Consider the following 21,362-nt stretch of genomic DNA (forward strand, 5'->3'; position numbering starts at 1 on the left):
ATAACTATCAGATATTTATAAACGAAACAACATTCGAATTCAAGCTGTTAATCCAAACTCAGTTTAAATTTTATTATTCAAATTGATATCCAAATTGTTTTTATTCATGAATAGCAAGAATAGGCACATTGACATGAAAAGCTAATTTTTTTGAAAGACTGATTTTAAATAATTTTTCAAAGAAATTTCTATGGTACACATGCATAGCAATCATATCAATTTTATGCAAATCAATAAAATCCAATATAATACCTTCCACATCATTGCTTATAATGGAATGTAATAAGATGTCATGATTTTTAACTATTAGCTTCCATTCTTCCATATAGTCATTCTTATCCGTTTGAGGGGATGCGAGTACACGTAAACAATCGATATGTGCCTGAAATACTTTGGCTAGAGCCATAACTTTCTTTAATGCTTCAAGGTCTTCGGGTCTAAATTGCGTGACAAAAAGTATTTTTTTTATGGGTTGGTATTGACAATGTTCAGGTATTGCCAAAACAACTGCTTTGACATCATTCATCACTTTTGTTGCAACCGTACCTAAAAAAGTTTCTTTTAATCCCGTAGCGCCTTTAGTTCCCATGACTACAAAATCAATGTTTTCCTCCTTCGTTATTTTTTGGATTTCAGGAACCAAATAACCCAAAATCAATACATGGCTTATTTTGATATGGTCCAAATTATTTTCTTCGGCAATGCTTCTTAAAAGAGGAACTTCATCTTTGTAATTCTCAAAATTACTTAACTCAGTGACATCATAAATTTCATGTAAATATTCCGATACATTAATATAATTGGCTTGCGGCAATTGATAGACGTGCATCGTAATAATTTCGGCATTTATGGAATCCGCCAATTTTAATGCGTAAATGAATGCATTATTAGATACATCAGAAAAGTCGGTAGGAAATAGAATTTTTTTCATAATACATCTCAATTTATTGCAAATCAATAATCTATATAAAATTACAAAAGAAAACACAAAATAGTATGATTATTATCAGTTTGGCTATTTTTTAACAAAAAATAAAGTTAATGGTTTAATAAGCTGGTCTTGTTGCGTTATCAATTTTACTTACTTTTGCATAAAATTGAAATAAAAATATGATACCTCACGATTCCATAGTAGCACTGGCAACTCCTTCCGGAGCCGGAGCAATAGCCGTAATTCGAATTTCCGGTGAAGATGCCATTGCTATTGGTAATTCTGTTTTTCGATCCATTAAAAATAAAGATTTAACAAAACAAAAAACACATACGTTACATTTAGGCCACATTATGGATAATACCAAAACTTTGGATCAGGTATTAGTCTCTATTTTCAAAGGGCCGAACTCCTATACAGGCGAGAACACCATTGAAATTTCTTGTCACGGTTCTACTTATATCCAACAGCAAATTATTCAGTTATTGCTCCGCAAAGGGTGTCGCATGGCTGATCCTGGTGAATTTACACTACGAGCTTTTCTAAATGGAAAACTCGATTTATCCCAAGCTGAAGCCGTTGCCGATTTAATTTCATCAGATAATGAAGCTTCTCATCAAATTGCGATGCAGCAAATGCGTGGTGGTTTCTCTAATGAAATAGCCAAACTGCGTGAAGAACTGTTGAATTTTGCTTCGCTAATTGAACTCGAACTCGACTTTGCCGAGGAAGATGTGGAATTTGCCGACAGAACCCAATTTCATGAATTATTGAATAGAATAGAATTTGTCCTAAAACGTTTAATCGATTCGTTTGCCGTAGGAAATGTCATAAAAAACGGAATTCCCGTGGCTATTGTGGGTGAACCCAATGTGGGAAAATCGACGCTGCTGAATGCTTTATTGAATGAAGAACGCGCCATCGTTTCGGAAATTGCGGGAACTACACGTGATACAATAGAAGACGAATTGGTCATTGGTGGAATCGGTTTTAGATTCATAGATACGGCTGGAATTCGGGAAACTGAGGATATCGTGGAAAGTATTGGGATTCGTAAGACTTTTGAAAAAATTGAACAAGCACAAGTTGTCGTTTATTTATTAGACAGCAGTTCGCAAATGACAGATGGCAGTTTTAAACAAATTCAGATTGAATTAGAAAAAATCAAGAATCAGTTTCCTTTGAAACCTCTTGTCATTATCGGTAACAAAGCCGATAAATTAACCGGAACTGAAATACAAAACATCAAATCTGAAATTCCAACTATCTTGCTAATTTCTGCTAAAGAAAAACTGGGCGTGGACGAACTCAAAAATCAATTATTATCCTTTGTCAATACTGGTGCATTAAGAAATAATGAGACAATCGTAACGAACACAAGACATTACGATTCCTTACTAAAAGCGTTAGACGAAATACAAAAAGTGAAATTTGGCCTTGAAACTAACTTATCAAGCGACTTGATGGCATTAGATATTAAGGAAGCATTGTATCATTTTGGGATGATTACCGGACAGGTTACTAACGATGAATTGCTGGGAAATATTTTTGCTAATTTCTGCATCGGAAAGTAACAGCATAAAGCAACACAAAATACCATATCAAAATAAACGTTAAATCACTAATCGAGATCAATATTTAAAATTCAATTCCCGTCAATCATTAGGTCTTAAAAAAAGCATTTACACTGTAACCCAAATATTAATACTTATTTTATTATTTTTTTTGTAATTTTGAAATCATCACTTAATTGAAGTTTGAGCTTCCAAAATTCCCAACTTCTTAAGTGATTCGTCCTGAAATAGATTGAGACTTAAAACGTCAACAAAATGACTCCAGAACAAAAAAATAAAGTTTTTTTGCGTTAGCATTTCAATAATTTAATCTTCTTCATCAACCACTTGGCTTGGGTATCAACACTCTTTGGACAGGTTTAGAGATAGAAGTAACTCGGAGTAGGAATGGATGCGCTCCAAACAGATACCCTTGTGGATCATCTAAAACAAGAACGAGCTATGAGGTAACATACCTAAACGACTTTTTATCCCTACATAAAAAGCGCACTTATTTTATATAATTTAAAAATAAAGCTATGCGAGTTCCTGTAATCCGAAAAAATATAATATTCACCCCTGATTCCAGGAGGGTTGTTGCCCGGTATTTTATGAATGGTGATCAACGAACCCAAAAAATGGTGAGCCGCATAATGATGTTGGATGATAAACAAGTCATAGACACTTTGGAACATACACTTCGTGAGTTTGCCAGACGACATCGAAATATTTCAAGCATATTTTTTAGGCATTGCGAAAAAATCAGGGGCATAATTGAAGGGATGCAAATCAACTATGACGGCCTGTCACAGGAACGAAAAATGCTCATCGGCTCCTACTGTACAATGGAGTATGCTATAGAATCCACAGCCATTTTCAACCCTTCCATTGTGGAAGATTTCGATCAGTCGGGTATCGAAAAGGGAGAGAAGCGTGTCATTATTTCTTTCCGTGCCACCGGCGAAGGTCATATCTCATCAATTGTTTTTAGAAGGGGAATCCTGGATAAGAATAACAATCTCCAGGTGATGAAAATCGGTAATAACATTGATAAAGCAGAGATTGTACACAAAACGTTATACAACAAAGAACGATTTCTGATGAAATTGGCAGAAATGCATACTTCGGACAAATACTCAACCCGTATTATGCAAGACCTGCCGGACGAATTTGAGTATGCCGTATTAAAAAATGTGGTAAATAAAGCATTAAGCGATCCACTGATTCGCCAGGAGAGGAGAACTGCACTCGAAGAAGTGATCTGGTTGGCGGATTCATTTTATGATTTGCAATTCAAACACGATTCCGATATCACCGAACGTGTTATATTTCCGATATCAGATTCTGAAAGTCGTGGTATTGAAGATGCCCGTTTTGTGCGCTTTGTGGATGATGATAAATCAGATCGAGTAATGGCTACTTATACGGCTTATAATGGTCATGTCATTCTTCCAAAACTTATTTCTACTGAAGACTTTTATACGTTCCGTGTAATTCCCTTATATGGAGCCGGTGCTCAAAATAAAAATCTGGCATTATTCCCTAGAAAAATCAAGGGCAAATATGCTATGCTATCCAGAATTGACGGTGTTAACAATTACCTTATGTATTCCGATAGGCCTACGCAATGGAATAATCCCGTTATCCTCCAAGAGCCGCGTTATACATGGGAATTTACACAAATTGGAAATTGTGGATCGCCACTTTGGACCGAAGAAGGCTGGTTGGTTATTACGCATGGTGTAGGTGCCATGAGACGATATTGCATAGGTGCTTCGCTGTTTGATCTTGATGATCCTTCGAAGGAAATTGGAAGACTTAAAGAGCCCTTGCTTTCACCACTGGAAGATGAACGGGAAGGTTATGTACCTAATGTAGTGTATTCTTGCGGTTCGATTATTCACAACAACAGCCTTATATTGCCTTATGCCGTATCAGACTATTCATCTACTTACGGTGTGGTAGATATGGTAGAATTAATGGAGGCTTTGAAGAATAGTAAATGATGGTTTGAATACAACCTACCAAAGCACAAGATTACGCCAAAAGATTAGGGAAGACCTAAACAATCCACAAAACAACTTATTAATGTAGAAGAGTTTTGCCAATGCACACTTTAAGAAATAGTGCCTCGAACTTTCTAAGCCGATTTTTTTATGCACTATCTTCAGTATACGCAAAATTTGCGACAACTGAATATTTTTGAAAAATCATTGCCGAATATACTATGCAGCGGTAATTAAACACCTTAATCACCGCATATTTTGCGGAGAATAAAACAATATGTGAAGAATAAGTATTATATTTACCGTAAATAATGCGGAGAATAATGAAATATATCTATCAAAATGACAATTGGCCCTCCTTTACTTGGGATTCAAACGTTTTACAATCGCTATTAGGAGACCTAAGAAACAAGCAAGGCAAACTCATGGGAAAAATGGAAGCTATGGGATTTGCATTGCAAGAACAAGCCCTGTTAGACACGTTGACCATAGATATTCTAAAATCATCTGAGATTGAAGGAGAAATCCTGAAGACAGATCAGGTACGTTCTTCCATCGCAAGACATCTGGGAATGGATATTGCCGGACTTGTTCCTTCCGATAGAAATGTAGACGGAGTTGTAGAAATGATGTTGGATGCTACTCAAAATTATACTGCTCCGCTAACAGCAAACCGATTATTTGGATGGCATAACTGCTTATTCCCAACAGGAAGAAGCGGTATGTATAAAATTAATGTTGGGCAATGGAGAACAGATGATAATGGCCCAATGCAGGTCGTTTCAGGTGGTTTTGGCAGAGAGAAAATACATTTTCAGGCTCCTGATGCTATACTTTTAGAAAAAGAAATAAACCAATTTTTAGAATGGTTTTCTAACGAAAACACTTTAGATCCTGTAATGAAAGCTGGAATTGCTCATTTATGGTTTATTACCCTTCATCCTTTTGATGATGGAAATGGCAGAATAGCTCGTGCTATTACAGATATGCAATTGTGTAAAGCAGATGGCAGTTCTAAACGATTTTACAGTATGTCTGCACAAATTCTTTTGCAACGCAACGGGTACTACTCTATTTTGGAACAAATACAGAAAGGAACATTAAATATTACAAATTGGTTACAATGGTTTTTTGAGAATCTCTTAGCTGCCTTAAATGCAACGAATACTACTTTGGAACAAGTACTATTAAAAGCTAGTTTTTGGGAGAAACAAACTCATATACTCTTGAACGAAAGACAAAAATTACTTCTCAATAAAATGCTTGAAGGCTTTGAAGGCAAACTTACCTCTACAAAATGGGCAAAAATCGCAAAATGCTCTCCTGATACAGCTCTGCGAGATATTCAAGATTTAATTTCGAAAGGCATTTTGACAAAAGACGATGGAGGAGGAAGAAGCTCGTCTTATCGTATTTTTGTGTAAAAAGACTAAAAATCGTGCCTCGTTTCATACTAAACAACTGATTTACATAAATTTAATTTTAATCTATTGATTTAGTAACAGTGAAATAAATTTTTCAATAAGAAATATCAATAAATAATAAGTACTATAAGACTGTCCGAGCATGCTATTCACTACAAGTCCGCAGGAAGGTGCTTTTCGTTGCTATCCTTGACAGGAACCTAGTTTGCATAATCAACAAATTACTAAATGATTTCAAATACTAAATCAAGAAAAAACAGTAACTTTAGTATATGAAAAAGCATCACAATATTATTATTGCCGGAGCCGGTGGAATTGCCGAAGCAGTTGGTTTGTTATTGATGGAATGGAGTGAAGTAACCCCTACACTTTTTATTGGAGACAGAACCCATTCAAAAGCAAAAAAAGTAGCTAATTGGATTGAAGAAGGAACAACGAAACCCTGTTTCATTAAGGACTTTCATCTTGCTGAAAAAGGCCTAACGGATGAAATGACAATAATCTTGCGTCAAGGAGATATTATTCTCGACTGCCTACCGGGTAGCCAAGCACCAAGGATAGCTCAATTCGCCAAAGATTTTAATCTGCATTACGCTAACCTCACAGAATATGTTTCAGAAACCGAAGAAATAATGGCATTGGCAAAAGATGCCAAAACTGGTTTTGTACTTCAAACTGGTCTGGCTCCCGGTTACATAGACTTGCTAGCCAATGGACTTTTTCAACAGTTTTGCATTGACTTTGAAGTAGATAAAGTGGACAAGCTTGAGTTTAAAGTTGGTGCTCTGACCAATCATGCTGTTGCTCCACATTATTATGGATTTACTTGGAGTCCGGTGGGAGTAGCTACAGAATATCTGAAAGAAACCATAGTCTTAAGGGATTTTAAAAAAACTACTCTGCCACCATTGTCGGAAAGAGCTACTATTATTATTGATGGCATTGCATATGAAGAGGATCTCACTTCTGGCGGTGCAGCGGATTTGCCTGATGCATTATTAGGAAAGGTACGTTCGCTTGACTACAAAACCTTGCGCCATCCTGGACATTATACTTGGGTGCAAGAGCAACTTACTAATTTGGAAAAGACATCTAACGCAATTAAAAGCCTACAAGAAAAAATGGAAGCGGTTATCCCTCATATTGAAGACGACCAAATTATTTTGTATGCTGCGGTAGAGGGTAAAGATGCTGCAGGAATTTTGCGCAGACGAGAGATTGCGAAATGCATACTTCCTCAAAAAGTAGGAAAACATCAATTGAGAGCCATCCAAACAACTACGGCAGCGCCCCTAGCGCAAGCAGCTCAACTATTGCTCGAAACTCCTCATCGCGGAGTTGTCTTACAAAGCCAAATTGATCCAATACAATTTTTAAATGGAAATTATATAGTATCTGTTTACGGTAAATTGTAAACACGGTAAAACCAAATATAATAGCACACTTTCATTCCAAATTTAGCAATAGACTAGTTAATGAAGTGTATTTGTTTAAGTTCCTTTAAATTGTCTGTGAGATTACAATTAAAATTATTGCTATCAAAGCTAAAAAAAGACCTGCAAAATTCATTTTGGTCAATTTTTCCTTAAAAATTAAAATCCCAACAAGGCTGCCAATAATGATTACGCCCATATTCATCCCTGCAAAAACAGTTGACGGATTTTGAACAAATGCTTGATGTGCTTTTAAATAGAAAAGAATATTTCCAAAGTTGAAAATACCTACCAAACCGCCAAAAAGAATGTTTCTGATATTTAATGGTACTTTACTGATTGTCAATTCATAGATAACAGCCGCAACCATAATTAGCAGTGCTATCCCAAAAACCACAAATAATGAGGTTGTATAAGGCAGCCTTGTATTTAAGGCAATTTGTTTAAAAAGTATGTCTATTAGCCCAAAGCCAAGCAAAACTGCTAAAGGATAAACCCATTTATTTTCTGTATTTTGGGAGGGCTTAGCGAGAATGAGCAATAATGCTGGAAATCCTACCAAAAGCGCAGCAATTTTTAACATATTGAAATTTTCTTTGAAGATTAACCAAGCAGCCAAAATAGGTATAAACAATGAAAGTCGTTGAGCAGCATCGGTTTTTACAATACCCATGTGTTTTATGGATGCAGCCAGAAAAAGAAATATTGACGGCAACAAAACACCAATCGTTATGTAAATACCCCAAGGTGCTGTCGTTCCTACAGCGTTAAGATCTGGACTGAAGAACAAATAACAAAATACAAGAGCAAATACATAATTTGAAGCTACGATTTGTGTATTACTTACATTATAATTGCGTGAAAATTTAAATAGTACACCTACAGTTACACTGCATATAATGCTTAGAATTAGAAATAACATAGACCGATATTTTGATTGTAAAATTACTGTTTTATGTTTTCTATATTGCTCTTTTATTAAATTAAAGAAAAGCTTTTTTAATAGAAATAATCATCTCGTTAAAATAAAAAACATTCTGGATTAAAGGAATGCAATACCTAGATTTATATAATGTACAGAATGTGACAATATCTATTTCCTTACTTTTGCATAAAGCTTAAAGCTTAAATCATTAAAATATGGAAAAGGATTATTCTGTTGCGATATACCCTTCGGAAGCAATTATTTCATTGGTTAAATCCATGAAAGAACAATTAGCAAAGGAAGTAGGTTGGTTTCACAGTAAAAATTCTGTTGGCCATATTACCATCTGTGAATTCAAAGCAACTGATACGGAAATTGAAATTATTAAAAATCAACTAGACAGATTGTGTGATACTTTGCAACCAGTTGAAGTAACTTTAAATGGCTTTGGTTCCTATCCAAATGGTGCATTTTTCATATCCCCTAACGCGGTTTCTAAAAACAGTTTGAAACCCATAATGAAGCGTATCCAAGAATCGCTTCGTGTCCGAAATATGAAAAAAAATGATGATCCACATCTGTCCATTGCGCGAAGATTAACTCCGGAAAATCTTGAAAGAGCTAAGGCTTTATTTACCACAATAGACGTAGATTTTTTGTGTGACAGTATTGTTTTGCGAAAGTTTGATGAGAATATAAAACAGTTTGTTGTAATCGATACGTTTAAATTTAACAACAATCCACAACCGGAACTTATACAGGGAACGCTTTTTTAACCCTTAACATTGCTTTTAATTTTGTCTCAATAATAAATCTTAAAATCCAATGCTTCGCAAAGCTCTTTATAGTTCTTGAGCATGTTTCTTTCAATAGCTTCCATCTCTACATAATTTTGACACATCTCAAAATACAAAACATCAAACACGGTACTGGAAATAAAATCTATATTTTTTGCATATCCCGAAATGGCCAAAGCGCCTGTTTTATGTAAAAATTCCATTGCTTTTTTTTCCTCGATAAATAATGTTTTGCAACTTCCAAAATGAAGAATTTTATCTTGTAATACATTTTCAAATTGGTTTCCTATCTGATCCAATGTATAATGGTCATCGCCAATTTGGATTTTGTTTTTTCTGCCATGAAATGCCAAATAAATAATGGAATATTTCTTATAGATTCTTTTATCTCTAGTGAGTGTAAACAAGCGGTTACAAAATTCTTCGTAGGTGGAACAGGTTTTATAAATGGTGGCAATCTCGAGGTTCGCCTCCAATAATTGCAAGGCACTTTGCACCGAACTTTTTTTACGCAAATCAGATTCCCAATCGCCCTCTAGACAAAAGATATTTTTATCATACAAATTAGCTATTGACATTTTGATAACTGTTTAAATTACTATTTAACACCGTTACAACACCATAATTTAATACTGGAAATCTATTTCTTAAATTGCTAAGTCTGCAAACTAGATACAAAGCTCACTATTTTTAAGTAACTAAAAATCAAAAACTTGAATTATTTTATAAAATAGTTATGAAGTACGTGTTTTTATCCAAATTCTAATTGAAATAATGAATTAATCACTCTTCAACCATCCCGTAATGCTCATTCTGGTATTTTGAGTTACCAAAACTTCATGAACTAATTCGTCACTCTTGAAGAAAACGGTTTTACCCTGAGTAGGCGAAATTTTCTGATTATTATTCAATTGATGAATTAGCAATTCGCCACCATCGCTTTCTTTCCAATTACTGTTTAAATAACTAATCATAGAGTATTTTCGGCTGGAATTATTCTTGAATTGATCCAAATGTTTTAGATAAAAATCACCTGATTCATATAACGAATAATGAAATTCATAGCCCGTTATTCCCGCGTAACAACTTTGATTCAGATAAAGAATAAATTCTTCTATTTGAGCAAAGAATTCATTTTCGAATGCGTTGTTGTGTTTTTTGTCAAGCCAATAAATTGAATCGCTACGTATCGCACCATCATAAAAAAGTTTCTCAGAATTCCCGATTCCTGCAGCCATCAATAAGCTGTCCTGATTCAAAGTAAGTAGGTTTTGTTTTAAATTGTTAGCCAAATCGGTACTCAAAAAATGTTCGGATATGCCTACCTTATTTTCAATATAAGTAGCAATCAAAGCTTCAAAGCTATTTTCCATATCTGTTTTCATTGACTGCATAGACTGCCAACGGGACAAGGTACACTAAATAAAACCGTTACTGCCTCATTGTGAAATAAATAAAATTATTTCTTTCTAATTTTTGTGTTTTGAAAAAGATAATCCAAATTTAAAAAGGGCTTAGAAATCAATTCCAAACCCTTTTAATACTTTATAATTTACTGATAAAGCTACCGTAAATATCCTTAAACTGATAGCCTTCGGAAAAGCGGTCTTTGCTCAGTTTTTTGTATTCCACCAAGCCCCAAAGAATAAATTCTTTCATGAAGAATTTATCTTCTTTTTCCAGTTGCGGTTGGTATTTCTTGATTAAAACTTCAAGCGGAACAATGCTTCCCAGGATTCTTTCATATTCTTCATCGGAACAATCGTCTAATAATTCGAAACCACTTTCGGCAAAAAACCATTCGATGATATCCGTATAAGGCGTTTTCTCGTCTTGTTTTTGTAGTTTTTCAATTTTTGGAAAATAGGCAGGGAAGAAAGTATGAATCGCATCCCCTAATAAATGTTGTGCCACAACGGCCGCTCCCTCCTGCTCTCCTTCATAAACTAATTCCACTTTTCCGGTAATAGCAGGAATAATCCCCATAAAATCAGATAATCGTAAGGTGGTTTTGTCTTCTCCAGATTTCAATGCACGACGCTCCGCTGTACTTAATAAATTCTCTAAAGCGGTAATACTCAATCTGGCACTTACGCCACTTTTGTTATCAATGTATTCACTTTCTCTTGCTTCAAAACTAATTTGTTCCAATAAATCCCTCGCCAACGAAGGCACGTAAACCATATCACTTTGTGCTGGATCTAATTTTGCTTCCTGTTCTGTAATGGTTCTTGCGATTTTAATGGTTTCGGGGTAATGCGTCAAAATTTGGGAACCAATTCTATCTTTTAATGGTGTTACAATACTTCCACGATTCGTATAATCTTCAGGGTTTGCGGTGAACACAAATTGCATATCGAGTGGCATTCGCAATTTGAAACCTCGAATTTGGATATCGCCTTCTTGTAGAATATTAAACAAAGCCACTTGAATTCGTGCCTGTAAATCGGGTAATTCATTAATTACAAAAATAGAACGATTCGCTCTTGGAATCATCCCAAAATGAATCACTCGATCATCCGCATACGACAATTTCAAATTGGCCGCTTTTATGGGATCCACATCACCTATCAAATCGGCAACGGTAACATCCGGCGTGGCTAATTTTTCGAAAAAACGGTCGCTTCTGTGTAGCCAGGAAATTGGTGTTTCATCCCCTTTGGCAGCAATTACATCTTTTGCGTAACGCGAAATTGGCTGCAGCGGATCATCATTAATTTCTGAACCGCTAACAAACGGAATGTATTCGTCCAGCAATTCAATCATTTTACGTGCTAATCTAGTTTTGGCTTGACCGCGAAGACCTAACAAATTGATGTTGTGACGCGATAAAATGGCTCGTTCCAATTCTGGAATTACGGTATTCTCAAATCCATGAACACCTTCAAAAGTAGATTTCCCTGATTTTATTTTTTCTCTAAGGTTGGAACGCAATTCATCCTTGATGCTTTTGCTTTCGTAACCTGATTTTTTTAATTCTCCAAGTGTTTTTATATTTTCTATTTTCATGTTGCAAATTGTCTTTCTTCTTGTATCTTTTCTTTAGTCCTTTATTTTATTCTTTTTTTACGATTCGTTTCATAATCTTCAAAAATCATTTCTCCAAGTCCTTTCAATCCGGTATAAAACGCTTTTCCCTGATTTGCTTCGGTAAAACGGTTGACAAATTGCTGCAAATACGGATCATTGGCAATCATAAAAGTGGTTATGGGAATATGTAATTTTCGGGCTTGTTGCGCCTGATTGTAGCATTTATCAACAATATATTCGTCCAGACCGTTGCTATTCATATAATAGGAACCGTCTTTCTCCCGAACACAACTTGGCTTTCCATCGGTAATCATGAAAATCTGTTTGTTGGTGTTTCGTTTTCTGCGAAGTATATCCATAGCCAATTGTAATCCGGCCACAGTATTGGTGTGATATGGCCCTACTTTTAAATACGGTAAATCCCTAATGGCTATCGTCCAGGCATCATTCCCGAAAACCAAAATATCTAAAGTATCTTTTGGGTAACGCGTTGTAATCAATTCCGCCAGAGCCATTGCCACTTTTTTAGCAGGAGTAATCCGGTCTTCCCCATACAAAATCATACTGTGGCTGATGTCAATCATTAAAACCGTACTCATTTGGGATTTGTACTGCGTTTCTTCGACAACCAAATCATTTTCAGTTAGCATAAAACCATCCACACCATTATTGATTTGGGCATTACGCAAACTTTCTGTCAAGGAAATTCGTTCTAATCCATCACCAAAATGAAATTCCCTAAATTCACCGGTATGTTCGTCACCGTTTCCGGAATGTTTGGTTTTGTGATTGCCGCTTCCGGAACGTTTTAAGTTACCAAAAATAGTACCTAAAGCCTGTTGTCGAATGGCACGCTCCGTTTTGGCAGTAATTCCAATTCCTGAAGTTCCATCGTCTTTGAGTTCATCGCGGATGTAGCCTTTTTTCTTTAAATCTTCAATAAAATCATCAATGGTATAATGTTCATCGGTGAGTTTATATTCTTTGTCCAATTCTCGCAACCAGTCGATTGCTTCATCAAAATCTCCCGAAGTATGCGTGATTAATTCTTTGAAAACCGCAAAGAGTTTATCAAACGGAGACTGAAATGGGGCTTCGTATTGCTTGAAATAAAATCCTTTTTTATTGTCATTTTTCATAGACTTTAAAATTACATCATTTTAAAATGTACTCTAGACAAACGTTTATTAATTTTTAGTTAAAAACATGGAGACAAGATTTAGGAGGTTTTTATTAAAAGAGGAAACTAATTAAAAAATTTTCCATCCACATAAAACCAACTTCCATTTTCGAGTTTGAAAGTAGAAAGTTCGTGATGAATTTGTTTTTGAGAATTACTATCTAAAAAATAGGCTTTAAATTCCACCGTATTCTCGGTAGCATTTATAATTTCTAATTGCAACCATTGATTTGAAGTTGCCCATTTTAAAATTTCGTTTTTAGAATAGTATCCTCTTTGATAAATATGTGTTGTAGCTAACAAATAATCTACTTTATGAGTTGCATAAGCTGAATAACGCGAACGCATTAATTCTAAAGCTGTTGGTGCAATTTTTGTTTTATTAATAAAAGGCTCACAACACTCGTCAAAGTTTTTCAGAGAACCACAATAGCATTTTTTCGGAACCATTTTATATAAAAATCTAATAATTTGCGTCAGCTATAATTGTCCGTCAAGCGCAATTATTCTTTGTTGTAATTGATTCAATAAAACTTGATATTTGCTAATCTCGATAAGGTCATCATCCTCTTCGGCAAAATCCAGTAACTCATCTAATTGCTCACTAACTTCTACTAATTTATTGTTAGCTTCTCTAGCATTTTTACTGGCTATGAAATTTATTATTTCCTGAACACCATTTTTTAGTTCGCTGAATTTATTTTTTTCCATGATGTGTCGTTTAATTATTCCCTAATGGTTTGTTTTCATTGAACTTCTTTACAATTTGCTTTAATTTTTCCTTTCGAAGCATTTCAGCTTGTTTTACTTTATCCTGCGCTTTATGCAATTTATCGTTGTGCTTTTTTATGTTTCTTTCGTTATTTCTACTCATTGTCTTTTTCTTTTAATTATCAAATCAATTAGTTGATTCAAAAACTTATGCAAAGTTCGGGTTATTTATTGAAATTCAAATTGTTTTTAATTTGATAATTTATTTCTTTTAAATAATAGTCAATTTAATTTGGCACAGTATTGCTTCTAATTTTATTTGAAATTCATTACAAGTCGAGATACTTTTTTTTGCAATTATTAGTTTTTATCTCAAATATGATATGCCAATAAGTATTGTTTATCCTAAAAAAACATTTTAACAGGTTAAAAATTAAGAATATAACTATAATAAAAAAAATACTATGCACTTATACTATTTTTTTTATACATTTATTTTCTAAAGAACTAACCTTATTCAATCTTTCCAAATAGCATAAATGGATAACAAAAAATACCCTAAATTCATCAGTTGGTTCTTAAACAAACCAAAAACTACAGGGTTCTTTACGTTCCTATTACTAAGCTATATTGCAGGTTTTATTGTCTCGCAGCAGTATCAACTCATAAAAGAAGATGAGCAACGAGAAATGAATAATATCCTTCATGTTGTTCATCAAAACATCGAGCAATCACTTAAAAACTGTTATACCACCACGCTAACACTTGCACTAACAATTGATGACAAAGGCGTTCCGGAAAATTTTGATTATGTAGGTAAAAAACTGACGGAATCAAATACCAGTATTAGTGCAGTTCAATTGGTACCTAAAGGAGTGATAAAGTATATTTATCCAAAGGAAGGAAATGAAGCAGCACTAAATTTAAATATTTTAACGGCTCCTTATCTCAAAAAAGAAGCTTTAAAATCTATTGAAACTCAAAAGATGTATTTTGCCGGTCCGTTAAAATTAAAACAAGGCGGAATGGGAATTGTGGGCAGATTTCCCGTTTTTAGGAATAATAATTTTTGGGGCTTTTCAGCTGTTATCATTAAATTAGAAACCTTATTGAAATCTTCAGGGATTAACAAGGTCGACGATTCAAAATACTACTTTCAGTTTTCAAAGAAAAATACGGCTAATCAAAAGGAAATTTTTTACTTACCTAATAAAAGTGATTTTTCTAAAAAATATAACATCTCTACATTTATTCCAGATGGTGACTGGAAATTGTATCTAATATCGAAACACCAAAATTATCTTTACTACCAAATTTTAATTCCTGGACTTATCGGACTTATTTTAGCTGCTCTTTTTGGTGTTTTGATATACACTCTTTTAAAAATACCGGAAGAATTACAGTCTTTAGTAAATACACAGGCAACAAAACTTTTGAATTCAGAGATAAAGTTTGAGGCCATTTTTGATCAGGCAGCTGTGGGAATCGCCTATATAGATTCCTATTCCGGTAATTTTATTGAGATTAATAAACAATATTGCCACTTGTTAGGATATTCACATCAGGAAATGAAAGGGAAAAATTTTCAATCCATAACATACCCCGATGATTTAGAAGAAGATTTAATAAATTTAGAAAAACTAAGAAAAGGACAAATTAGATCGTATTCTATGGAAAAACGATATGTGACAAAATTAGGCAATGTTGTCTGGATAAATCTTACTGTGTCACCGCTTTGGAAAATAAATGAAAAGGTAACCTCTCATATCGCAATTGTTGAAGACATTTCATTAAAAAAAGAAGCCAAAGAATTAATCAAAAAAACTGAAACACGGTTTAAAAGTTTATTTGATGACTCACCCCTTCCTTTAAGAGAAGAAGATTTCTCTGAAGTTAAAAATTATCTGGAGGAGTTGGATCTAATAAATAAAAATAAAGAAATCGTTTCTAACTACTTTTACAGCCATCCAGATGTGGTAAATAAATGCAGTTCTTTAGTTAAAGTAATTGATGTCAATAATGCATGTCTTAAGCTTCATAAGGTCAAAACCAAAGAAGAATTAATTGAAAACAAATCTAAACTACTTGATTTCAAATCTGCGGATGATTTCATTAAACATTTAATCGCAGTTACTCAAGGTAAAAAACAATTTATAATAAACTCCAAAATAAAAAATGCTGAAGGAGAATATCGTGATGTTAATTTAAGATGGAATGTAATTCGAGGCTATAGAAAAACATTCGAACGGATTATCGTTTCTACAGAGGATATTACGGAGCGCAGGGCTACCGAAAAAATGATACTCAATACAAAACAAAGAGTAGAATCACTGATTAATACCATTGACGGAATTGTTTGGGAATGTGATATTAAAACCTTTAGTTTTTCTTTTATCAGTAAAAAAGTAGAAAACATATTGGGATATACCCCAGAGGAATGGTTGGTAAATACTACTTTTTGGGCAGACCATATTTATCCTGAAGACAGAGAATGGGTTCAAAATTTTTGTAAGTCAAAAACTAATGCCAATTTAAATCATGATTTTGAATATCGAATGGTTGCTAAGAACGGAGCTGTTATTTGGCTAAGAGATATTGTAAATGTTGTTTTTGAAAATGGTAAAGCAGAGAGTTTACGTGGTATTATGATTGATATCACCAAAACAAAAGAAGCCGAAAAAGATTTGAATAATTCCTTCAATTTAGTCACGGAACAAAATAAAAGACTCCTTAATTTTTCCTATATTGTTTCCCATAATTTAAGATCACATACCAGTAATATTGCATCTATCATGGCTTTGATTGAATCTTCTGAATCGGCAGAAGAAAAAGAGCAGATGATGCAATTATTAAAAACTGTCTCTAATTCACTCAATGAAACAATGCTTCACTTGAACGAAGTAATAAACATTAGAACAAATATAGGTTTAATATCTGAACCTTTAAACTTGCAACAATATATTGATACAGTCCAAAATGTACTTAGTGAACAAATAACATTAAAAGAGGTTTCCATTTCTACAATCATGCCAAATGATATAATGATAAATTATAATCCAGCCTATCTGGAAAGTATTCTTTACAATATTATTTCTAATTCTATTCGATACAGCCATCCGGAACGTAAACCAACTATAGTAATAAAATGGTCTGTGGAAAATGATATGAAAGTGCTTCAAATTTCTGATAATGGAATTGGGATTGACCTTGTGAGAAATGCAGATAAGATTTTCGGGATGTACAAAACATTCACTAACAATGTAGATTCAAAAGGAATTGGTCTATTTATTACAAAAAATCAAATTGATGCCATGGGTGGAAATATAACCGTGGAAAGTGAACCTAATATAGGAACTACATTTAAAATCTATATTCAATGACAAAAAAAGTAATCTGGGTAGTAGACGATGATGCTATTTACCAAATCATCGTTAATAAAATCATTCAAAGATCCGAAATGTTTTCAGCAATTTCCTCTTTCAAAAATGGAAAGGATGCTATTGATATCTTACATAATTCATTAGAAAACAATGAATTGCTCCCTGATATAATTTTATTAGACATTAATATGCCAATTATGGATGGTTGGGAATTCATGGAAGAAATGGGATTGATAAAATCTAAAATGAGCAAACAAATTATTATTTATATAGTAAGTTCATCTATTGCTATTGAAGATAAAAATAAATCAAAAACATATCCCGATATTTTGGGCTATTTATCAAAACCTATCACGACCGATGATTTAATATTGATTGCCTCAAATGATTAAACAATTTTTCTTTTTATCTCTTCTAAAGTTTTATTGGTAAAAATGAGTTCGTTTATTATTTGTTGGCGTAAAACATCCAAATCATCATAATCAAAATACTTAGCCCATGAAGTCAAATTAAGTAAATTTCGAATTTGTTTGATTCGTTTAGTGGTTTCAAAACTCGTCCGAAGTATAGCTTTATTATCATATTTCGGATTATTTTTATGTTGATAATTGACTGTATTTTTTATATAATTTACTTCTAAATAATACAATTCCTCAACTGAATTATCAGGGTGAAAATTAGTCCAAGGGGCAAAACCCAATTTTGTTTTACTGTCATTGCGAGATTCAGCGCCATCTATTTCGGATTCCAAAGGTTCTAAACGCCATTTACTATTGGCCAATCTCCCCCAGTGATTCGACAAACGATACATTCCTACTTTAGTATAAAAATATTTGCTTCCCGATTTACTGTCATATTGAAGTTCTAATCCATTTATGCTATCTAAAGACTCTTCATGAAAGACACAAAAAGTATTTTTGAAGGAATTGGGGTTGGGACGAAATATTTTTTCCATTAAACAAAGGTAATCAGAAAGTCTAAAACATAGCAAGACAAGTAATATTTGATTAACTTTGCCAACTAGAATTATTATAAATAAATTGATTATGACCAAAGCTTCCGAAGAAAGAATGTTACAAAAAGGTGTTTACACCGGAATTATCGAAAAAGATGAAAACAACAACTTTTTTTGTGGTGAATATCTTTTAGACTATAAAATGGCCTTAAAACACACTGTTGGCGATTGGATTACAATAAAATCAATAATTGAAAATCCAAGTGACATCAGTTATAATAAATACCCGAAAAAATCAAAAAATTTCGATAAAGCGAATAATAAGCCCCAACAATAGTACATTTTCACGTAACTTTTTTAACAAAAAAACAGAATTCAAATTCTTTTTTTTGAATATTTTTTTGTCACAAACTAAAAATTTAAAAAAAAGTGTACCTTTGCAAAAAATTTGTCGATTTTGAAATCAAATTATATTGATTTTATATTAAAAGACAAGTAGTTACCTTATTTATGAAAAAAATAGTTGAATACCGCAAACTACTAAATGTAGACAAAACTGCTGAGCTTAAAGAATTAAAAACGATTTATCGTAATGCGATGAAAGAAGCGCATCCTGACAAATTTCAAGGAAATGATGAAGGATTAAAAGCGGCAGAGGAAAACAGTAAAAAAATTATTGAAGCTTATCACTTTTTGGTAAGTATCAATCCTGAAACGCTTAAACAAAATTTACCTGAATATACTGAAACAATAGCAACTGCTACAATTTCAGATTATAAATTCGTTGAAGGCAGATTGATTATCAATTTTTCAAACGGAAGCGTTTACGAATACATTAGTGTTCCTAAAGCAACTTACGTAAAAATGGTAAATGCTGATTCTCCTGGTAGATTTGCAAAAAGACATATCCTTAATTCTTTTACATGGAGAAAAACAATCAATCAAGATTAATTTTTTCAAAAGAATAAAAAATATTTAAGCATCCTTCATAAGGGTGCTTTTTTGTTTCAAACCGTTTATAAATAGGTTTTCTTACAAATTTAAAATAATAAAATAAATTACTATTGTGTAATTAACTTGTTTTTAGTATTTTAGCAATCCAAAAAAAACTAACATTACATATCATGACAGATCTTTGCATTTTGTACAAATCCCAATATAATAAGGCAAAAGAAACACTTGATATCCTGGAACAAGAAAAATCTCAAATAGACAGTAATTTAAAATCTGACCCTATTTGCTCTAATTTACACAAAGAGTTAAGAAGAATCAACCTAGACATTAAAATAACCATTAATGAAATAGAGCATGCAGAATCTGATATTCTTAAATGCGAATTGAATCAAATTACTTTCAAAAAATAATTCCTTACCTTTTAAAAATCATGTATTCAATAAATGAATTTACCTTATTCAAACTATTGAATAAAATGGGTAGAAATAAAACATACTACAATACCTAATTAAGAATGAAAAATTATAACAAAAATTTAGGGTGTAAAATTATTTATAATTTATAATTTTAAATACTTTTGCACACTTAACTTAATTAACTAATTAATAATGAAAAAAATAATTTTATTACTTTCGGCTACTGTTGTTTTAATTTCTTGTAGCAAAGTTGGCAAAGATGAATACATCATTTCAGGGACTGCAACAGGAATTGAAAATGGTAAAACAGTAATCCTAGAAACACAGAATGAAAATGGTATGGGATTAATTGCTATTGATACCGTAAAAATTGAAAATGGTAAATTTGAAATTAAAGGAAAAGCTATAGAACCTTCTTTCCACACTTTACAACTTGAAGGGGCGCAAGCAAAAATACCTTTTATTTTAGAAACAGGTGAAATTGCGATTGCAATCAATAAAGACAGCATACCAAAATCTAAAGTTACTGGAACTTATAATAATGACGAATACGTTACTTTCAATGAAGAAATCACTAAAGTTCAAAAGAAATTAATCGATTTTCAGACCAAAAATATGCAAGCGATGAATACTGCTCAACAAACCAAAGATACTGTTGTTATCAATGGATTGATGAAAGAGTTTTCTAAAATCCAAGAAGAAGTAGGTACAGCTTCAAAAGCAAAATATGTAGCTTATGCTGAAACACATCCAAAATCATTCATTTCTGCTTTAATCATTCAAGGAATGCTTAATGACCCAACTGCTGATGTAAAAAAATCTGAAAAATTATACAACAGTTTAGAGGAATCATTAAAAAATACAAAACCGGGTAAAGCCATAAAAGCTAGACTTACTGAAATGAAATCGCCAGCTGTAGGAGCTACACCTCCAGCTCCAGCTCCAGCTCCAACTGCTGAAGCAAAATGAAGAGCAGATTTTTCAGGTCCTAATCCTGAAGGGAAAGTAATTTCTCTGAAAGAATGTTTAGGAAAAGTTACAATAGTTGATTTTTGGGCTTCTTGGTGTGGTCCTTGTCGCAGAGAAAATCCAAATGTAGTAGCTATTTACAAAGAATTACATGCTAAAGGACTTAACATTGTTGGCGTATCTTTAGATAAAGATGCTAAAGCATGGAAAGAAGCAATTGCAAAAGACAAATTGACTTGGAACCATGTTTCAAATTTAAAATTTTGGGATGAGCCAATAGCTGCACAATATAAAGTTCAATCTATTCCTGCTACTTTTATTCTTGATGCATCAGGAAATATAGTAGCACAAGATTTAAGAGGTGACGAATTAAGAGCAAAAATTATAGCGCTTTTAGCAAAATAAGTTGCTTCAATCGAATAAAACAAAAAATCTCCCTAGTGGAGATTTTTTTATTTTATTCAATACCAATACTTTAAAAATAATACTAAAATTAAGTTTAAATATAGTTTGGAAACTTCAAAACAGTTTATATATTTGCACCCGGTTAGCACAATAAGCAATGCTTGTTGAGTCTTGGGGAGATACTCAAGCGGCCAACGAGGGCAGACTGTAAATCTGCTGTGTAAACTTCGCAGGTTCGAATCCTGCTCTCCCCACAAAAACTCTTCAAGCAATTGAAGAGTTTTTTTTATATA

At 33.2% G+C, this 21,362-nt stretch carries 21 protein-coding genes, 1 tRNA gene and 1 pseudogene; 13 read left to right on the forward strand and 10 right to left on the reverse strand.

Annotation, left to right across the window (positions count from 1 at the left end):
• Positions 1-100 precede the first annotated feature (100 nt).
• Positions 101-931: a universal stress protein gene (locus tag ACNO7W_RS09255; protein ID WP_417937932.1), complete on the reverse strand. Its 831-nt coding sequence runs from the start codon at positions 929-931 to the stop codon at positions 101-103.
• Positions 932-1,110: 179 nt separating this feature from the next.
• On the opposite strand from ACNO7W_RS09255, the gene mnmE reads away from it, so the two are divergent.
• From mnmE to ACNO7W_RS09275, 4 genes are all read left to right on the forward strand, one after another.
• On the forward strand, positions 1,111-2,505 hold the full coding sequence (gene mnmE, locus ACNO7W_RS09260) for a tRNA uridine-5-carboxymethylaminomethyl(34) synthesis GTPase MnmE (protein WP_417937933.1): 1,395 nt from the start codon (positions 1,111-1,113) through the stop codon (positions 2,503-2,505).
• A gap of 1,127 nt (positions 2,506-3,632) precedes the next feature.
• The gene (locus ACNO7W_RS09265) at positions 3,633-4,490 is read left to right on the forward strand and encodes a hypothetical protein (protein ID WP_417937934.1); all 858 of its coding nucleotides are present in this window, start codon (positions 3,633-3,635) and stop codon (positions 4,488-4,490) included.
• A gap of 323 nt (positions 4,491-4,813) precedes the next feature.
• A complete protein-coding gene (locus ACNO7W_RS09270; RefSeq protein ID WP_417937935.1) occupies positions 4,814-5,914 on the forward strand; it encodes a Fic family protein in 1,101 nt (366 codons plus the stop codon).
• A 272-nt stretch (positions 5,915-6,186) separates the two neighbouring features.
• Positions 6,187-7,329 carry a saccharopine dehydrogenase family protein gene (locus ACNO7W_RS09275; RefSeq protein WP_417937936.1) on the forward strand — a complete coding sequence of 381 codons (1,143 nt, stop codon included), beginning with the start codon at positions 6,187-6,189 and terminating at the stop codon, positions 7,327-7,329.
• A gap of 85 nt (positions 7,330-7,414) precedes the next feature.
• Here ACNO7W_RS09275 and ACNO7W_RS09280 read toward each other — a convergent pair whose 3' ends face one another.
• Complete coding sequence (locus ACNO7W_RS09280) at positions 7,415-8,269, reverse strand: EamA/RhaT family transporter (RefSeq protein WP_417937937.1); 855 nt, start codon at positions 8,267-8,269, stop codon at positions 7,415-7,417.
• Between the two features lie 218 nt (positions 8,270-8,487).
• Between ACNO7W_RS09280 and ACNO7W_RS09285 the strand changes: the two genes are divergently transcribed.
• The gene (locus ACNO7W_RS09285; RefSeq protein ID WP_143387415.1) at positions 8,488-9,048 is read left to right on the forward strand and encodes a 2'-5' RNA ligase family protein; all 561 of its coding nucleotides are present in this window, start codon (positions 8,488-8,490) and stop codon (positions 9,046-9,048) included.
• Between the two features lie 26 nt (positions 9,049-9,074).
• Here the strand turns inward: ACNO7W_RS09285 and ACNO7W_RS09290 are convergent, their stop codons facing one another.
• The 7 genes from ACNO7W_RS09290 to ACNO7W_RS09320 all read right to left on the reverse strand — a co-directional run bounded on the left by ACNO7W_RS09290 (position 9,075) and on the right by ACNO7W_RS09320 (position 14,153).
• Positions 9,075-9,647, reverse strand: coding sequence for a DUF6642 family protein (locus ACNO7W_RS09290; RefSeq protein WP_143387414.1), 573 nt, complete (start codon positions 9,645-9,647; stop codon positions 9,075-9,077).
• Positions 9,648-9,848: 201 nt separating this feature from the next.
• Positions 9,849-10,454 (reverse strand): 2OG-Fe(II) oxygenase, encoded by a 606-nt coding sequence (locus ACNO7W_RS09295; protein WP_417937938.1) that lies wholly within the window; start codon positions 10,452-10,454, stop codon positions 9,849-9,851.
• A 160-nt stretch (positions 10,455-10,614) separates the two neighbouring features.
• Positions 10,615-12,078, reverse strand: coding sequence for a magnesium chelatase (locus ACNO7W_RS09300; RefSeq protein WP_417937939.1), 1,464 nt, complete (start codon positions 12,076-12,078; stop codon positions 10,615-10,617).
• A gap of 41 nt (positions 12,079-12,119) precedes the next feature.
• Complete coding sequence (locus tag ACNO7W_RS09305) at positions 12,120-13,238, reverse strand: vWA domain-containing protein (protein ID WP_417937940.1); 1,119 nt, start codon at positions 13,236-13,238, stop codon at positions 12,120-12,122.
• Between the two features lie 107 nt (positions 13,239-13,345).
• Positions 13,346-13,729, reverse strand: coding sequence for a YchJ family protein (locus ACNO7W_RS09310; RefSeq protein WP_143387410.1), 384 nt, complete (start codon positions 13,727-13,729; stop codon positions 13,346-13,348).
• Between the two features lie 30 nt (positions 13,730-13,759).
• On the reverse strand, positions 13,760-13,990 hold the full coding sequence (locus ACNO7W_RS09315; RefSeq protein WP_143387409.1) for a hypothetical protein: 231 nt from the start codon (positions 13,988-13,990) through the stop codon (positions 13,760-13,762).
• A 10-nt stretch (positions 13,991-14,000) separates the two neighbouring features.
• Positions 14,001-14,153 carry a hypothetical protein gene (locus ACNO7W_RS09320; protein WP_143387408.1) on the reverse strand — a complete coding sequence of 51 codons (153 nt, stop codon included), beginning with the start codon at positions 14,151-14,153 and terminating at the stop codon, positions 14,001-14,003.
• A 376-nt stretch (positions 14,154-14,529) separates the two neighbouring features.
• Between ACNO7W_RS09320 and ACNO7W_RS09325 the strand changes: the two genes are divergently transcribed.
• Both ACNO7W_RS09325 and ACNO7W_RS09330 read left to right on the forward strand, forming a co-directional pair.
• Positions 14,530-17,370, forward strand: a complete 2,841-nt coding sequence (locus ACNO7W_RS09325) for a PAS domain S-box protein (RefSeq protein WP_417937941.1) — start codon at positions 14,530-14,532, stop codon at positions 17,368-17,370.
• On the forward strand, positions 17,367-17,762 hold the full coding sequence (locus tag ACNO7W_RS09330) for a response regulator (RefSeq protein ID WP_417937942.1): 396 nt from the start codon (positions 17,367-17,369) through the stop codon (positions 17,760-17,762). The genes ACNO7W_RS09325 and ACNO7W_RS09330 overlap by 4 nt, the downstream gene beginning before the upstream one ends.
• Here ACNO7W_RS09330 and ACNO7W_RS09335 read toward each other — a convergent pair.
• Positions 17,759-18,325: a hypothetical protein gene (locus ACNO7W_RS09335; protein WP_417937943.1), complete on the reverse strand. Its 567-nt coding sequence runs from the start codon at positions 18,323-18,325 to the stop codon at positions 17,759-17,761. The two genes, ACNO7W_RS09330 and ACNO7W_RS09335, sit on opposite strands and share 4 nt — an antisense overlap.
• A 91-nt stretch (positions 18,326-18,416) precedes the next feature.
• On the opposite strand from ACNO7W_RS09335, the gene ACNO7W_RS09340 reads away from it, so the two are divergent.
• The 6 genes and pseudogenes from ACNO7W_RS09340 (at position 18,417) to ACNO7W_RS09365 (ending at position 21,323) form a co-directional block, all read left to right on the forward strand.
• The gene (locus ACNO7W_RS09340) at positions 18,417-18,662 is read left to right on the forward strand and encodes a hypothetical protein (RefSeq protein ID WP_417937944.1); all 246 of its coding nucleotides are present in this window, start codon (positions 18,417-18,419) and stop codon (positions 18,660-18,662) included.
• Between the two features lie 173 nt (positions 18,663-18,835).
• Positions 18,836-19,276 carry a KTSC domain-containing protein gene (locus tag ACNO7W_RS09345; protein WP_143387403.1) on the forward strand — a complete coding sequence of 147 codons (441 nt, stop codon included), beginning with the start codon at positions 18,836-18,838 and terminating at the stop codon, positions 19,274-19,276.
• Between the two features lie 173 nt (positions 19,277-19,449).
• On the forward strand, positions 19,450-19,689 hold the full coding sequence (locus ACNO7W_RS09350; protein WP_417937945.1) for a hypothetical protein: 240 nt from the start codon (positions 19,450-19,452) through the stop codon (positions 19,687-19,689).
• 198 nt (positions 19,690-19,887) lie between these two features.
• Positions 19,888-20,664, forward strand: a complete 777-nt coding sequence (locus tag ACNO7W_RS09355) for a DUF4369 domain-containing protein (RefSeq protein ID WP_417937946.1) — start codon at positions 19,888-19,890, stop codon at positions 20,662-20,664.
• An 18-nt stretch (positions 20,665-20,682) separates the two neighbouring features.
• Positions 20,683-21,069, forward strand: a pseudogene (locus ACNO7W_RS09360) (TlpA family protein disulfide reductase); the annotation flags it as partial.
• Positions 21,070-21,242: 173 nt separating this feature from the next.
• Positions 21,243-21,323, forward strand: a tRNA-Tyr gene (locus tag ACNO7W_RS09365).
• The last annotated feature ends 39 nt before the right edge of the window (positions 21,324-21,362 follow it).

Origin of the sequence: Flavobacterium sp. ZB4R12 (genome assembly GCF_048276375.1) — a bacterium.
Taxonomy (GTDB): Bacteria; Bacteroidota; Bacteroidia; order Flavobacteriales; family Flavobacteriaceae; genus Flavobacterium; species Flavobacterium gawalongense.